The sequence below is a fragment of the Deinococcus aetherius genome (assembly GCF_025997855.1).
Classification (GTDB): domain Bacteria; phylum Deinococcota; class Deinococci; order Deinococcales; family Deinococcaceae; genus Deinococcus; species Deinococcus aetherius.
The window spans coordinates 2,483,856-2,497,500 of sequence record NZ_AP026560.1; the positions used below are offsets into that span (position 1 = coordinate 2,483,856).

At 72.6% G+C, this 13,645-nt stretch carries 15 protein-coding genes (1 of these 15 running past the window's edge); 4 read left to right on the forward strand and 11 right to left on the reverse strand.

The window, feature by feature from the left end; all coding sequences use genetic code 11:
- Window positions 1-192: 192 nt before the first annotated feature.
- On the reverse strand, window positions 193-1,359 hold the full coding sequence (locus DAETH_RS12660; RefSeq protein ID WP_264775241.1) for an MFS transporter: 1,167 nt from the start codon (window positions 1,357-1,359) through the stop codon (window positions 193-195).
- Between the two features lie 138 nt (window positions 1,360-1,497).
- On the opposite strand from DAETH_RS12660, the gene DAETH_RS12665 reads away from it, so the two are divergent.
- A complete protein-coding gene (locus DAETH_RS12665; protein WP_264775242.1) occupies window positions 1,498-2,013 on the forward strand; it encodes a hypothetical protein in 516 nt (171 codons plus the stop codon).
- A 7-nt stretch (window positions 2,014-2,020) separates the two neighbouring features.
- Here DAETH_RS12665 and DAETH_RS12670 read toward each other — a convergent pair whose 3' ends face one another.
- From DAETH_RS12670 to DAETH_RS12695, 6 genes are all read right to left on the reverse strand, one after another.
- Window positions 2,021-2,545 (reverse strand): isoprenylcysteine carboxyl methyltransferase family protein, encoded by a 525-nt coding sequence (locus DAETH_RS12670; RefSeq protein ID WP_264775243.1) that lies wholly within the window; start codon window positions 2,543-2,545, stop codon window positions 2,021-2,023.
- Window positions 2,542-3,399, reverse strand: a complete 858-nt coding sequence (locus DAETH_RS12675; RefSeq protein ID WP_264775244.1) for a hypothetical protein — start codon at window positions 3,397-3,399, stop codon at window positions 2,542-2,544. The genes DAETH_RS12670 and DAETH_RS12675 overlap by 4 nt, the downstream gene beginning before the upstream one ends.
- A 9-nt stretch (window positions 3,400-3,408) precedes the next feature.
- Window positions 3,409-4,344 (reverse strand): methylmalonyl Co-A mutase-associated GTPase MeaB, encoded by a 936-nt coding sequence (gene meaB / locus DAETH_RS12680; protein WP_264775245.1) that lies wholly within the window; start codon window positions 4,342-4,344, stop codon window positions 3,409-3,411.
- Window positions 4,345-4,423: 79 nt separating this feature from the next.
- Window positions 4,424-5,137, reverse strand: coding sequence for a histidine phosphatase family protein (locus tag DAETH_RS12685; RefSeq protein ID WP_264775246.1), 714 nt, complete (start codon window positions 5,135-5,137; stop codon window positions 4,424-4,426).
- Window positions 5,134-6,222, reverse strand: coding sequence for a phosphoribosylformylglycinamidine cyclo-ligase (gene purM, locus DAETH_RS12690; RefSeq protein ID WP_264775247.1), 1,089 nt, complete (start codon window positions 6,220-6,222; stop codon window positions 5,134-5,136). Before purM ends, DAETH_RS12685 begins: the two co-directional genes overlap by 4 nt.
- 126 nt (window positions 6,223-6,348) lie before the next feature.
- Entirely contained in the window at window positions 6,349-7,194 is an 846-nt protein-coding gene (locus DAETH_RS12695) for a 1,4-dihydroxy-6-naphthoate synthase (RefSeq protein WP_264775248.1), read from the reverse strand.
- A 69-nt stretch (window positions 7,195-7,263) separates the two neighbouring features.
- Between DAETH_RS12695 and DAETH_RS12700 the strand changes: the two genes are divergently transcribed.
- On the forward strand, window positions 7,264-7,815 hold the full coding sequence (locus tag DAETH_RS12700; RefSeq protein ID WP_264775249.1) for a DUF6174 domain-containing protein: 552 nt from the start codon (window positions 7,264-7,266) through the stop codon (window positions 7,813-7,815).
- Between the two features lie 25 nt (window positions 7,816-7,840).
- Here the strand turns inward: DAETH_RS12700 and DAETH_RS12705 are convergent, their stop codons facing one another.
- The 3 genes from DAETH_RS12705 to DAETH_RS12715 all read right to left on the reverse strand — a co-directional run bounded on the left by DAETH_RS12705 (window position 7,841) and on the right by DAETH_RS12715 (window position 9,954).
- Window positions 7,841-8,428 carry a hypothetical protein gene (locus tag DAETH_RS12705; protein WP_264775250.1) on the reverse strand — a complete coding sequence of 196 codons (588 nt, stop codon included), beginning with the start codon at window positions 8,426-8,428 and terminating at the stop codon, window positions 7,841-7,843.
- 96 nt (window positions 8,429-8,524) lie between these two features.
- Window positions 8,525-9,436: a bifunctional riboflavin kinase/FAD synthetase gene (locus DAETH_RS12710; protein ID WP_264775251.1), complete on the reverse strand. Its 912-nt coding sequence runs from the start codon at window positions 9,434-9,436 to the stop codon at window positions 8,525-8,527.
- The gene (locus DAETH_RS12715; RefSeq protein WP_264775252.1) at window positions 9,433-9,954 is read right to left on the reverse strand and encodes an NUDIX domain-containing protein; all 522 of its coding nucleotides are present in this window, start codon (window positions 9,952-9,954) and stop codon (window positions 9,433-9,435) included. Before DAETH_RS12715 ends, DAETH_RS12710 begins: the two co-directional genes overlap by 4 nt.
- Window positions 9,955-10,043: 89 nt before the next feature.
- Here DAETH_RS12715 and DAETH_RS12720 point away from each other — a divergent pair, with 89 nt between their 5' ends.
- Window positions 10,044-11,189 carry a deoxyguanosinetriphosphate triphosphohydrolase gene (locus tag DAETH_RS12720; RefSeq protein ID WP_264775253.1) on the forward strand — a complete coding sequence of 382 codons (1,146 nt, stop codon included), beginning with the start codon at window positions 10,044-10,046 and terminating at the stop codon, window positions 11,187-11,189.
- Between the two features lie 62 nt (window positions 11,190-11,251).
- A complete protein-coding gene (locus DAETH_RS12725; protein ID WP_264775254.1) occupies window positions 11,252-13,084 on the forward strand; it encodes a S9 family peptidase in 1,833 nt (610 codons plus the stop codon).
- Between the two features lie 4 nt (window positions 13,085-13,088).
- Here DAETH_RS12725 and DAETH_RS12730 read toward each other — a convergent pair whose 3' ends face one another.
- Window positions 13,089-13,645 carry the 3' portion of a 5-oxoprolinase subunit PxpA gene (locus DAETH_RS12730; protein ID WP_264775255.1) on the reverse strand. Its footprint extends 199 nt past the window's final position, so 557 of the gene's 756 nt are visible here — the last part of the coding sequence; its start codon lies off the right edge, out of view; its stop codon occupies window positions 13,089-13,091.

A 13,645-nucleotide genomic window follows, 5' to 3' on the forward strand; every position in this document is an offset into this window, starting at 1 on the left:
AGCCGGACGCTCTATGAGTGTAAGCAGGCGGACGCCCCAGGCCCACGACCCCGCCTTGCTCGCGCAGCGAGACGGTGGGCCCACAAACGGGTTGCGACAAGATCAAACATTGTGTTCAGAAGAACCTGTCCACCCGCGCCGCCCGTGTGTCCTTGCCGAGCGCAGCGGAAAGCTCCCCCTGCCCCCTACCCCCTACTCGAACCGCCCCCGCCCAGGCTCCGGCAAGCGGTAGGCAATCACCGCACTCGGCAGCAGCAACGTCAGGCTCACCAACGCGGCCGTCGTCGGGCTCGTCACGTCCGCCAGCGCCCCGACCAGGAAGATCAGCAGCCCCGCGAATCCCCACGAGAAGCCCATCATGACGCTGCTCGCCACCGCGACATGCCCCGGCGCGTACTCCTGCGCGGCGACCACGCCGACCGGCACGCTCGCATTCACGGCCGCCCCGACCAGAAAGGTGAGCGGGTAGAACCACCAGTGGGCCGGGCTCGACAGGATCAGCAACGCGAAGAAGGGGATGGTGGTGAGGATGGCCGCCCGCAGCACCGGCACCCGCCCGTAGCGGTCGCTCGCCCGCCCGCCGACGATCCCGCCGAGGGCGCTGGCGACGGCGTACACGGCCAGCGTGATCCCGACCTCCCGCGCCCCGAAGCCCCGACCCAGCAGGATGAAGGGGAGCATGGCGTTGTAGCCCATGCTGGCGAGCGACCGCAGCACCGCCATCGCCCAGAGGGCCACGAGCGGCCCCCGGAAGATGCGCGCGTACTCGGCCAGACCGACCCGGCGCCCGGTGGCCCGACCTGACGGCGTGACCGCGAAGGTGAGGGCCGCCAGCCCCGCGCCGATCAGGGCGAACCAGGGGAGATTCGTCAGGCCGACTCCGGCGAAGACCGGGCCCAGCGCCATGCCCGCCGTGCCCCCGGCGCTGAAGAGACTGGCCCACAGCCCCCGCTTCTCGGGTGGGCTGTTCAGGGCGACGTAGGCCGCCCCCGCCGGGTGGAAGAAGCCGCTGCCGAACCCGGAGACGGCGACGAGCAGCACGAGCGCCCCGAACCACGGCACGAAGCCCATCAGCGTGAGGCCCAGGCCCGTCACCAGGGGGCCGAGGGCGGCGGCGTAACGGCGGTCGAACCGCTCGCCGACGATGCCGAGCAGGGGCTGGAGCACGCTGCTCGTGAGGCTGTACACGCTGGAGAGCAGGGTGACGGCGGCGATGGACACGCCGAAGCGGCCCTGGAGGGCGGGGGTCAGGGGGGTGAGCATCGCCCCGTAGGCGTCGTTGATGAAGTGCCCCGCCGTCACGGCTACGGCGACGGCGGTGGCGTGGCGGACGACGGCGGGGGAGGCGGCGGCTCGCATGGACCTTACCCTACCCCCCGGCCCGCGTAGGGCGTCCAGCGGGGCGGGCCGGGCCTCGCCGCCTGCCCCCGAAGTGTGAACTTTGCCCCACCCGGGGAGTCAACGCCGTGAATGAGCCCAGACGTTAAGCTTCTCCTCATGGTCGCCACGTTCCGGGAGATGATTACCGCCACCCTGCCGTCCGAGGAGCGGCTGCGAGCCCGGCTCGCGCAGATGTCGCCGGGGGAGTGGGCGGAGTTGGCGCAGGTCTTCGCGGCGGCCCTGCCGGAACTCGACGCCGTGCTCGGCCTGCCCGGCGGGGCCGACCTGGCGGGCAGCCTGGCGCGGGCGCGCGGCGTCGCGCTGCTCGACGCGGCCCTCCCCGGCGACGTGGACAGTTGGTTACCCCCCATTCCCCCCAGCGGGGAGGTCGTGATCGTGACGGATCATCTTCAGGGCGGCGGACCCGAGTTGGAGGCGGTGGCCCTCGCCACGAGCCACGGCCTGCGCGTCCTGGCCGTGGCGGCGGCGGTCGAGCGCACGAGCGCCGGGGCGCGGGGCCGCCTCGAACTCCAGGGGGTGCGGGTGTACACCGCCCTGCAACTCGCCGACACCCCGCGCGGTCTGGTCTTCGAACGCCGCGCCCCCCGGCGCTGGCGGGAGCGGCACCGCTAGGCGGCGCTCAGCCGTTCTCCCCCGCCGTGTAGGCCCGCAGCGCCCGTTCCTCGGCGGGGATTCGAACCAGAAGCAGGAGCGCGGCGTTGAGCACGGTGAAGGCGAGGGCGGTGCGCCACGCCCCCACCGCCAGGGGCGCCGAGGCCAGCTCCAGGGCGACGACCGCGTAATTGGGGTGGGGCAGGAAGCGGAAGGGGCCGCCCCGCACCCGCTCCCCCCCGGGCACGATCAGGATGCGCGTGTTCCAGAACCTCCCCAGCGTGCGGATGACCCAGTACCGCAGCGGCTGGGCGAGCACGAAGAGGAGGAGGGCGGGCCAGCTTACCCGAGCCCCCGAACGGCGCCCTTCGAGCAGGGTGGCGATCATCCAGGCGGGGTGCAGCACGAAGAAGAGGGGGTAATGTTCCCGCCCGTACTCGACGGCGCCGTGCTCGCGCGCCCAACGTTCGTTGGCGCGGGCCACGCGCAGTTCGAGGAGCCGCTGCACGGTCAAGAAGACGAGGAGGAGGGGGGCGAGGATGCGGGCGTTCATCCCCGTGAGCTTAGGGTGTAGAAGCTGGCGCTGGCCTGCCCCCCCGGGCCCAGCGCGAAGTGCAGCAAGACCGCCTGCCACGCTCCCGCCTTCGGGCCGAGGGTGAGGACGCCGACTCCCTGCGTCGTGCGGGCGGTCAGGTAGGCGGCGTCCCCCTCGTCCGCCACGTGCAGCACCCGCCACTCCTGCCGTTCCAGTTGTGGCCGGAAATGGGCGAGGAGATCAGGCTGCCCCGCCACGTCCTCGGGTGGCACCAGGATGACCCGCTCGCTGCGCTCGGCCTCGCCGCCGCCCCCGCCCTGCATCTGCACCCGCCACCCCTGGGGCGCGGTGAGGGTGGGGAGGGGGAGGTCGTGCATCCGGTGAAAGTGCGAGTGAGGGCTTTGCCCCAGCATATGCTGCACCTGTTCCGGCTCCACGTCCTGCACGTTCAGCGAGATCTGGGTCACCCCGCCCTCACCCCGGGCCTGGAGCATGACCGTCCGCTCCTGCCCGGCGTGGACGCCCATCCACTGTCCCGCCTCCGCCTCCACGAACGCCTGCCGCCAGGGCTGCGCCGCCCGCCACCCCTGCCTCTCCAGATGGGCGGTGAGCGCGGCCATCACGTCGGGTTGCAGGCCGGGCAAGTCCAGAAAGACGCGCCAGGTGGTCTGTCCGTCCGTCGGCTCTCCGGGGGTCCGGCGAAACGCCACCGACCGCACGCCGCCCAGCACCCTGGAGCCTGCGCTGTCCGGCAGCTTCACGGGGAAGTCGGGCGTCAGCGAGCCCGGCGTGATCCCCAGTTGAATCAGATCGCCTTCCTGACCCAGCGCCCGGCGCAGGAAGTCGGCGTCCAACGTGATTTGTTCGCCCATAGGCTGAGCTTACCCCCCCGACAGCAACTCATCGGCGGCAGCATCGGCGTCGAGTTCGCCCCGCGCCACCCGCGCGTAGAGGTCCCCGCTCAGCTCGCGCGCCCGGCGGAGCACCCGGTCCTGCACCAGGGTCCGCACCTCGAATTCGGCGCGGCGCTCGCGGCGCTCACCCAGCCCCTCCTCCCCCAGGTGGGCGCGGTGGGCGAGAACTGCCTCCACAACCTCCGCGAGCCCTTCCCCCTGCGAAGCGACGGTCTTGAGGACGGGAGCGAACCACGTATGTGCGTCGTGCGCGCCGAGGCCCTGCGCGGCCCGCAACTCGCGGACGGTGCGGTCGGCGCCGGGGAGGTCGGCCTTGTTCACGGCGAGCACGTCGGCGATCTCCATGATGCCCGCCTTGAAGGCCTGCACCCCGTCCCCCCCGGCGGGCGTCAGGACGAGCAGCGTGTGGTCGCACACGGCGGCCACGTCCACCTCCGACTGGCCCACCCCCACCGTCTCCAGGATCACCCAGTCGAAGCCCGCCCCCTCCAGCAGGGCGAGGACGGGCAGGGTGCGGGGCGAGAGGCCGCCGAGCGCCCCCCGGCTGGCGAGCGAGCGCACGAAGACGCCCTCGTCCGCGTGCCAGCGCAGCATCCGGATACGGTCGCCCAGGATCGCCCCCCCCGAATAGGGGCTGCTGGGGTCCACGGCGAGGACAGCCACCCGCCTGCCCTCACCCCTCAGGTGGGCGATCAGCCCGTCCGTCAGGGTGCTCTTGCCGCTGCCCGGGCTGCCCGTCACGCCCAGGACGACCGCCCGCCCGGCCCGCTCACGGGCGGCGCGCAGCAGGGGACGGGCGCCCTCCATCCCGCTCTCGGCGAGGGTGATCGCGCGGGCGAGGGCGCGGGGGTCCCCGGCGCGGAAGCGGTCGAGGAGGGGGACGGGCGGGCCGGGGGCGGTCAAGTCATCCCACCTGCCCGTCCACTCCCGAAACGAAGGGCTTTTTGTTTCATCTGCGCCCCAGGCTAGCGTCTTCCGTCCCTTAAGGCGCCTGCCCCAGCACGTCGTCCGCCTCGGTGGCCTCCAGCAGATTTTCCAGGTGGGCGTCGTCGTTGAAGCCCAGCAGGGTGCCGCTGCTTTCACCCAGCAGCACGCGGGTGATCGAGGTGTTCGTGACGCTGAGCCGGGCCCAGGCGTGGGCGGGCACGCCCCCCAGCGCGAGGCCGACAGCGACCCGCACGACTCCCCCGTGGGTGAAGACGAGGACCCGGCCCCCCGGGTGCCGCAGCCGCAGGGTCTCGAAGGCGGCGCCGCAGCGGGTGAAGAGGTCCTCCATGCTCTCGCCCCCGGGGCGGCGGGTGCGCCAGGGGTCGGCGCGCAGGGCGGCCAGGTAGCCGGGGTGCCGCGCCTCGATGTCCGCCACGACCAGGCCGCTCAGCTCCCCAACGTCGATCTCGCGCAGGCCGGGCTCGGGCTGGACGATGGGGGACCCGGCCAGCCGCTCGGCGACCATCTCGGCTGTCTGCGAGGCGCGGGCGAGGTCGCTGGTGTACACGGCGGCGAAACTCTGCCCGGTCAGGCGCTCGGCGAGGCTGGCGGCCTGGAGGACCCCGATGTGGCTGAGAGGCACGTCCGTCTGCCCCTGGTAGCGCCCGTCGGCGTTCCAGGTGCTCTCGCCGTGGCGGACCACCCAGAACTCGGTGGCCGTCGCCCGCTCGGGCGGCACGAAGCCGAAGGGGGCGCGGCGCCTCGTCAAGGGCTGACCCCGCTCACGGCCTCGCCCGGGGTGTTCCCCGCGAAGGTGACCCCCGCGCCCTCCACCATCTCACCGATTACCCAGGGCGTCTCCCCCGCCGCGCGCAGGGCGGTCAGGGCTGCGGTGACCTCGGCGGCAGGCACCATGAGCAGGAAGCCCACGCCCATGTTCAGCGCCCGGAAGGCCTCCTCGCGGGACACGTTGGCCTCCCGCACGATCAGCCCGAAGAGGGGCGGCACGGTCCACGACGAGGTCTGCACCTGCATCCCCACCCCGGCGGGGAAGACGCGCGGCGGGTTGTCCACCAGCCCGCCTCCGGTGATATGCGCCATGCCGTGAATCGTCACATCCGCCCGCCGCAACGCCTCGAAGGCTCCCAGGTAGGCGCGGTGGGGCACGGTGAGAAGGTCTTCGAGCCGCTCGCCTCCCAGGTCCACCCGGGACTCGCCCCACTCCAACGCGTCCAGCGCCATCCGCGCCAGGCTGTAGCCATTGGTGTGCAGTCCGGTGCTCGGCAGGGCGATCACCACGTCGCCGGGTTGCAGGGCCGAGCCGTCCACGAGGGCGGCGCGGTCCACCACCCCGACGACCGTGCCCACCACGTCCAGCTCTCCCTCCACGTACACGCCGGGCATCTCGGCGGTCTCGCCCCCCAATAGGGCGACGCCCAGCGCCTCGCACGCCGCCGCCGCGCCCGTGACGATCTCGGCGGCGACCCCCGGGCGGAGTTTGCCCATCGCCACGTAGTCGAGGAAGAAGAGGGGCCGCGCCCCCTGCACGAGAATGTCATTCACGCAGTGGTTGACGATGTCCGCGCCCAGGCCCGCGAAACGTCCCGTGCGGGCGGCGACCTTCGTCTTCGTGCCCACCCCGTCGGTCGAGGCCACGAGCACGGGCTCGGCCATCCCCGTGAAGGTGGGGCGGAAGAGGCCGCCAAAACCCCCCAGGCCGCCCAGCACGGCGGGGCCGTGGGTGCGGGCCACCGCCTCCCGCATCAGGGCGACCGCCTGCCCACCCGCGTCGATGCTCACGCCCGCCCGCTCGTAGGCGGACGCCGCCCCCTCGTCCTTGCTGTCCTGAGTCATGCTCCCCCCACACCCCGCGCCCGGCAGGTTCGGCAGGCAGTCTAGCGGACGGGGGAGCGGGGCCGGGCGCCTCGCGGCTGCGGTCGCTTAGGGCGGTGCCGAAAGGTTTTCTTTAGGAGAGCACCCTCACCCCTCCACGAAGAGGGGCAGCGAGGACGGCCTCACCGCCCCCACCTCCACCGCCCGGCGGTGCAGCTCGCGCACGGCCCGCTCCCCCTCCTCTCCCACGTCCAGGGAAAAGTCGTTCACGTACAGGTCGATGTGCGCCCGCATCACGTCGTCGCTCATCTCCAGGGCGTGACGGCGGATGTACTCCATCGGCTCCGCCGGGTGGGCGCGGGCGTACTCCAGGCTCCCCCGCACCGCCCGGTTCAGGCCGCGCTGGACCTCCCCCGGAAGGTCACGCCGCACCAGGATCGCGCCGAGGGGCAGGGGCAATCCCGTCTCCCCCTCCCACCACACGCCGAGGTCGAGGAGTTTCACCAATCCATGCTCCGGGTACGTGAAACGCGACTCGTGGATGATCAGCCCCGCGTCCACCTCCCCGCGCGCCACGGCGGGCATCACCTCGTCGTAGCGCATCCGGGTGAGGCGGACCTCCGGGTAGGCCAGGCGCAGCAGGAGTTCGGCGGTGGTGAGGGCCCCGGGAGAGGCCACCAGCCTGCCGTTCAGGTCCCCAATCTCCTCCCGCGCGACGACGAGCGGCCCCACACCCCTCCCCAGCGCCCCGCCCGACCTCAGGGCGACGTACCGGTCCATCACCTCGAAGGAGGTGCGGTAACTGATCTTGGTGATGGGAAGGCGGCCTGCGACCGCCCAGTCGTTGAGCGTCTGCACGTCCTCCAGCCGCTCGCGGACGGGGAGGGGTGAGGCGACCCGCCCGGCGTGCAGGGCGTAGAAGATGAAGGTGTCGTTGGGGCAAAACGAATAGCCCAGGTCGAGGGTCAGGGTGGCGGGGGCGAGGTCGGTCATGGGGTCAGGGTACGCCCGCTTCTCACCCCGGTCAGCGGTGCGTCACACGCGCGTGGGTAGGCTGGGGCCATGTTCAAGGCCCTGCCGCCCGTCCTCCTCGCCCTCAGCCTCAGCGCGTGCGTGCCCCCTCAAGCGCAGAATGGCGGCGCCCGGAACACGGAGGAGACCACCGTGCCCGTCGGCGGCCCGGCCCAGGTGGGACAGTGCGCGCCCGGCTACGTCCGGCCCGACCTCGCGGTGCTGGAACGCGACCTTGCCGCCGCCCGGGAGAGGTGGACGGCGGCGGGCGTGCGCGACTACAGCCACGACTTCGCCCAGGTGTCGGCGCCGCTGCGCTTTCCCACCGTGCGCGTCTCGGTGCGAGGCGGGATGGCGCAGGCCGTGTCCCTCGCCCCCGGGGAGACGGGCGAGCCGAGCCCCCAGGCCCGCGCGACGGTCGAGGACCGTTTCGCCAACATCGCCCAGGCGCTCGAAGCCCAGCGGGAACAGCCCTGCCCCGCCGTCGAGGTCGAATACGACGGGCGCGACGGCCACCCCACCCGCTTCTACAGCGGCACCCGCCAGGCGAACGTGGCCGACGGCTGGGGCGAGTGGCGGATCACGAACTTTACCCGGCCCTGACCCGCCCCGCCCCCGGCCGCCGCGCCTACAGGAGCGCCACGAACCCGGCGGCGAGGAGGAGCATCCCCGTCACGCCCAGCGGCGGGTAGATGTGGTGCCGGGTGAAGAGCCACGCCCCGAGGAGCAGCGCCACCCCTCCGGGCACCACCCGCCTTCCCACGCCGGGCCACAGGGCGGCGAGGGTCAGCACGCAGGCCGCCAGCAGCCCGAGGTTCCCCACGTCCCCCAGGGCGTTCTCCTGGCGAAAGAGCGCGGCGACGACGGCGGAGTCCTCGTCCACCCCCAGGCCCACCAGCCGCCCGGTCCCGACCCCCGCGAGCAGGTCCACCGCCGGGTAGTAGGCGGCGTAGACGAAGGCCCCGCCCCGCGCGAGCCACGCCAGCGGCCCGGGAACGCCTGCGAGCAGCCACCAGACGTTCACCCCGATCAGCGGAAACAGCGGGATCAGCGCGAGGTGCAGGCTCGTCCAGTGGCGGGCCGTGTCCAGGGTCAGGTCGGCGGGGTGCGTCAGTCCCAACACGGCCATGACGAGCGGCGCGGCCCCGATGCCGAGGAGGGACCAGGGGGAGGGGTGGAGCGGGCGGGCAGGCGAGACTACGGGGAGAGCTTCCATACGCGCCCGTCCTTTCGGGGGAGAGAAGGGATCAGGTCATCCCCCGACCTGCGTGGGGGCCGCCACGAGGAGAACACGTCTTCCCCGGCCCTCCCCTCACCGCACGTCCCGCAGCGCCGCCCGAGCGGCCTCCGCGTCCCGCGCGATCTGGGCTCTCAGCTCGTCGAGGCTGCCGAACTTCTGCTCGCCGCGCAGCCGGGTGAAGAACTTGACCTGCAGCTCCTCCCCGTACAGGTCGCCCTCGTAGTCGAAGAGGTGGACCTCGAAGCGGCGCCCGGTGCCGTTGACTGTCGGACGAAAACCCACGTTCGCCATTCCGTGATGCCGCTCCTGGTGGTGCGGCCCGCGCTCGGTGATCGCCACGACCGCGAAGACGCCCAGCGGGAGCGCCTTGCCCTCGGGGACGCGGATGTTGGCGGTGGGCCAGCCGATGGTGCGCCCCAAGCGGTCCCCCTGCACGACCACCCCCTGCGCGTCGTAGTGGCGCCCGAGGAGGCGCTGCACGCCCTCAACGTCCCCCGCCTTGAGGAGTTCGCGGATGCGGGTGCTCTTGATGTCGTCGCCGCCGAGCTGGTGCATGGGCAGCGCCACCACCTCGCGCGTCACCTCGCGCAGGTCCGCCACACCCCCCGCCCGCCCCCGCCCGAAGTGGAAGTCCTCGCCGACCACGATGGCGCGGGGATGCAGGGCCCGCAGGTCGTCCAGAAAGGCCTCCTTGGGCCGGGCGGCGAACTCGGCGGTGAAGGGCACGGCGACGGTTTCGTCCACCCCGTAGCGGGCCAGGAGGTCGAGCTTTTCGGGAAGGGTGGACAGGAACTCGACCCCCTGGGTGAGCACGCGGGTGGGGGGGTCGAAGGTGTAGACGACGCTGGGGACGCGGTGCTCGCGCGCCCTGGCCTTGAGCTGGGCGATGAGCGCCTGGTGGCCCAGATGTACCCCGTCGAAGGAGCCCACGGCGACCACCGTCTCCGTGTCGGGGCGCTGGGAGGGCGAGACGTAGGTCTTCACCCCTCGCCCCGGGCCAGGAGTTGCACCGCGAAGAGGGCCGCCGTGACCGTCGAGGCGCTCCCCTTGAACGTGCCGTCCCGCAGGCCGTCGAGGACCGCCTGGGGAGGCATCCACACCGTCTCCAGGTCCTCGTCCTCGTCGGGGTCCAGGCGGCTCTCGCGCAGGTTGCGGGCCTGGAGGACGTACAGCTCCTCGTCGCAGAAGCCGGGGCTGGAGTAGAAGCGGGTCAGCAGGGTCATGTCGCCGTCGAGGCCCACCTCCTCCTGAAGCTCGCGGCGGGCGGCCTCCTCGGGGCTCTCGCCGTCGTCGATCAGCCCGGCGGGGGCCTCCAGGGTCATCGCGTCCACCGCCCGCCGCCGCTGCCGGACGAACAGCATCTCGCCCGCGTCGTTCAGCGCCAGGATCGCCACCGCGTCGGCGTGGCGCACGATCTCCCACTTGCCGCCTTGCAGCTCCAGCCGCACGATGTGGCCGTCGTAGATGACCTGGGTGCCCTCGCCCGTGGCTGCGTCGCTCATGGGGGCAATCTAGAGGATGCGGAAGGCGGAAGGCTAAAGAATCTTTCGCCATCCGCCCTCGACCTCCCACCATCTGCCACAATCCCCCCATGCTCACCCGCGCCGACCTGGAGGAGCGCGAGGCCCGGACGCTCGCGCCGTACGCCACCCTGAGTTCCCGGTCCCTTGGACGCGAGTACCCGGAGCCCGAGAGCGCCACCCGCACCGCCTTCCAGAAGGACCGCGACCGCATCCTGCACACGACGGCCTTTCGGCGGTTGGAGGCGAAGACGCAGGTGTTCCTCAACGCGCGGGGGGACCACTACCGCACCCGCCTGACGCACACGCTGGAGGTCCAGCAGGTCGCCCGCTCGGTGGCCCTGACGCTCGGGCTCAACGAGACGCTGGCGGAGACCATCGCCCTCGCGCACGACCTGGGACACCCCCCCTTCGGGCACGCCGGGGAGCGGGTGCTGCACGCATTGATGGCGGAGCACGGGGAGGGCTTCGACCACAACACCCAGGCGCGGCGCATCGTGACCCGGCTGGAGGACCGTTACCCGGACTTCCCGGGGCTGAACCTGACCCTGGACACCCTCGACGGCCTGAACAAGCACGACCGGGCGGGGCAGGGGCCGCCGAGCCTGGAAGCGCAACTCGTGGACGCCGCCGACGCCCTCGGCTACACCGCCCACGACCTCGACGACGGGCTGCGAAGTGGCCTCATTACACCAGCGCAACTCGCCGAACTGCCCCTCTGGCGGGAACTCCTCGCGCGGGTGCCCACCGCCTCTCCCAACTTGACCGAACGCGACCGCCGCACCCTCCACCGCGAGTTGCTGGGCTGGCTGATCACGGACCTGACGGGGGCGAGTGAGGCCGCCATCCGAGCAAGCGGCATCGAGAGCGCCGAGGACGCCCGCGCCCACACCGGGCCGAACGGGGGGCGGCTGATCACGTACGGGGACGCCATGCACGCCCTGCTGCGCGAGACGGGCGTCTTCCTGCGCGAGCACCTGTACCGCCACTGGCGGGTGGAGATGCAGGTCGAGCAGGCGACCCGCGTCCTGACGACCCTCTTCCGGGCGTTCCTGGCCCGGCCCTCCATGCTGCCGCCCCAGGCCCGCGCCCGGGCACAGGAGGACGGCCTGCCGCGCGCCGTGTGCGACTTCATCGCGGGGATGACGGACCGCTACGCGACGGAGACGTACGCGGCGATCACGCCTCCCCCGGCGGCGCCGAACTGGTCGAGGTAGAGGACGAGGCTGGGTGGCGCACCTGCGCCGTCCCCCAGCCCCCCGACCTCTTACACTGCCGTATGTCCGAGCGCATTCCGCTGGAGACCCTGACCGCCCTCCCCACCGTCGCGGCCCTGAGTGTCTCGCACGGCGGCGAGGAGGTGGCCTTTTACGCCGATTGGACCGGACGCTTCGAGCTGTACGTCCTGAAGCTCCGCACCCGCGAGCGGCGCCAGGTGACGAACGGGGAGGCGCCCAAGGGCATCCGTGCGGGCTTCGTGTGGTCCCACGACGACACACGCATCCTCTTCAGCCGGGACGAGGGCGGCGACGAGCGGCAGGCCCTTTTCGAGGTGACGGTGGCGCCCGGGGAGGTGCGGCCCCTCCAGCACTCCCCGGGGAGCATGGACTACGCGGTGGACGCCCACCCGGACGGCAGGCGACTCCTCGTGAACAGCACGCGCGGCGGGCAGATGAACGTGCACGTCTACGACCTGACCCGGGAGGGCGAGGACGCCTGGACGGCCCTCACCCGGCAGCCCAACACCACCCAGGGGGTGGCCTGGAGCCCCGACGGCACGCGGGTGACGCTCAACACCAACGAGAGCGCCGACCTGCGCAACCTGGACGGCCACGTGATGAACGCGGACGGGAGCGATCTACGACGGGTCCTGCGGGTGCGCGAGGGCAGCCGGGACGGGGTGGGCCGCTGGCACCCCGACGGGCGGCGGGTGGCCGTGACCAGCGACGCGGACGGGCACGGGCGGGTGGGCCTCCTCACCCTGGAGAGCGGCGAGGTGCGCTGGCTCACGCCCGCAGACGGGGTCACCGAGGAGGAGGCCGGGGAGTTCTCCCCCGATGGCCGCTGGCTGAGCGTGATCCGCAACGTGGAGAGCACCCTGACGCCCGTCCTGTACGACACGGAAACCGGACAGGCCCGCGAGCTGCGGCTGCCGCCCGGTCTCGCCTACGGCATGGAGTTCGCGCTGGACGGCACGCGGCTGCTCTTCCAGCACACGACGACCACCACCCGCCCGGAGGTGCTGCTGTACGACCTGGAGACCGACACCCCCGAGGTCCTGCTGCCCGCCGAGTACGGCGAGGTGGACCCGGCGGACTTCGTGCCCGGCGAGTACGTGCGCTACCCCACCGAAGGCGGCCTGCACGTTCCCGCCATCCTCTACCGGTCCCGGTCGACCACCCCCGGCGAACGTTTCCCGGCGCTGGTCTGCGTACACGGCGGCCCCACCGCGCAGTTCTTCCGCGCCTTCAGCGCGCAGCTCCAGTTCCTCGCCGACCGGGGGTACGTGGTGCTGTGCCCCAACGTGCGCGGCTCAACCGGGTACGGGGTGGAGTGGCGCGACGCCAACCTGAGGGACTGGGGCGGGCGTGACCTGGAGGACGTGGCCGCCGGGGCCGAGTACCTGAAGACGCTCGACTTCGTGGACCCAGGGCGCGTCGGCGTCTTCGGCGGCAGCTACGGCGGCTACCTCTCCTACCTCGCGGCGGTGAAAAAGCCGGGGCTGTTCAAGGTCAGCGTGCCCATCGTCGGGATCACGGACCTGCACCGACTCTTCGAGGACAACAGCCGCGACATGCCGCAACTCGGTTACTACTTCCGCACGCTGATGGGGGACCCGGTCGAGCAGGCCGGGTTGTGGCGCGAGCGCAGCCCGATCACCCACGCCGCGAACCTGAAGGCCCACATGTTCATGATCCACGGCGTCAACGACCCCCGCTGCCCGGTGAACCAGGCCCGGGGTTTCCGGGACGCCCTGCTCGCCCACGGCCGGGAGGAGGGCCGCGACTTCGAGTACGTGGAGTTCGGCGACGAGGGCCACGGGGCGGGCGACATCGCCGGGAGGACCCGCAGCTACCGCCTGCTGGCCGACTACCTCGCCCGGCGGCTGTGAGGGGCTAAGCCCCCGGCGCCACCACCCGCACCCCCGCCCCCACCAACGCCGCCCGCAGGCCCCGCGCGAGTTCCGCCGCCTCGGCCCCGTCCCCGTGCAGGCAGAGGGTCCGGGCGGGCACGCGCACCGTCTCCCCCGTCACCGCCGTGCCGACGCCCTCCCGCGCGAGGCGGACGCCCTGGGCCACCGCCTGATTGTGGGGGAGCAGGGCGCCCGCCTGACCGCGCGGCCACAGGGAGCCGTCAGGCGCGTAGCCCCGGTCGGCGAAGGCCTCGCCCACTGCCTCCAGACCCAGGGCCTCCGCCTCGCGCAGCATGACGGAGTGCTCGCCCGCCAGCCCGAAGTACAGAGGGAGGCCGGAACCCTTCGCGGCAACGGCGATGGCGCGGGCCAGCTCCGCGTCCTTCACCGCCATGTTGTAGAGCATCCCGTGGGGTTTGACGTGCGCGAGCCGCACCCCCTCGCGGGCCGCCACCGCCTTCAACGCCTCGATCTGCTCGCGGACGAAGGCGGTCACCTCCCCTGGGGGGAAGTGCATCTCCCGCCGCCCGAAGCCCTCGC

Excerpts from the sequence above, each read along its gene's own strand:
- DAETH_RS12700 (WP_264775249.1), top strand. The coding sequence starts at position 7,264 with ATGTTCAAGGCCCTGCCGCCCGTCCTCCTCGCCCTCAGCCTCAGCGCG.
- DAETH_RS12715 (WP_264775252.1), bottom strand. The coding sequence starts at position 9,954 with ATGAGCGACGCAGCCACGGGCGAGGGCACCCAGGTCATCTACGACGGC.
- DAETH_RS12660 (WP_264775241.1), bottom strand. The coding sequence starts at position 1,359 with ATGCGAGCCGCCGCCTCCCCCGCCGTCGTCCGCCACGCCACCGCCGTC.
- DAETH_RS12695 (WP_264775248.1), bottom strand. The coding sequence starts at position 7,194 with ATGACCGACCTCGCCCCCGCCACCCTGACCCTCGACCTGGGCTATTCG.
- purM (WP_264775247.1), bottom strand. The coding sequence starts at position 6,222 with ATGACTCAGGACAGCAAGGACGAGGGGGCGGCGTCCGCCTACGAGCGG.
- DAETH_RS12705 (WP_264775250.1), bottom strand. The coding sequence starts at position 8,428 with ATGGAAGCTCTCCCCGTAGTCTCGCCTGCCCGCCCGCTCCACCCCTCC.
- DAETH_RS12665 (WP_264775242.1), top strand. The coding sequence starts at position 1,498 with ATGGTCGCCACGTTCCGGGAGATGATTACCGCCACCCTGCCGTCCGAG.
- DAETH_RS12720 (WP_264775253.1), top strand. The coding sequence starts at position 10,044 with ATGCTCACCCGCGCCGACCTGGAGGAGCGCGAGGCCCGGACGCTCGCG.
- DAETH_RS12725 (WP_264775254.1), top strand. The coding sequence starts at position 11,252 with ATGTCCGAGCGCATTCCGCTGGAGACCCTGACCGCCCTCCCCACCGTC.
- DAETH_RS12670 (WP_264775243.1), bottom strand. The coding sequence starts at position 2,545 with ATGAACGCCCGCATCCTCGCCCCCCTCCTCCTCGTCTTCTTGACCGTG.
- DAETH_RS12675 (WP_264775244.1), bottom strand. The coding sequence starts at position 3,399 with ATGGGCGAACAAATCACGTTGGACGCCGACTTCCTGCGCCGGGCGCTG.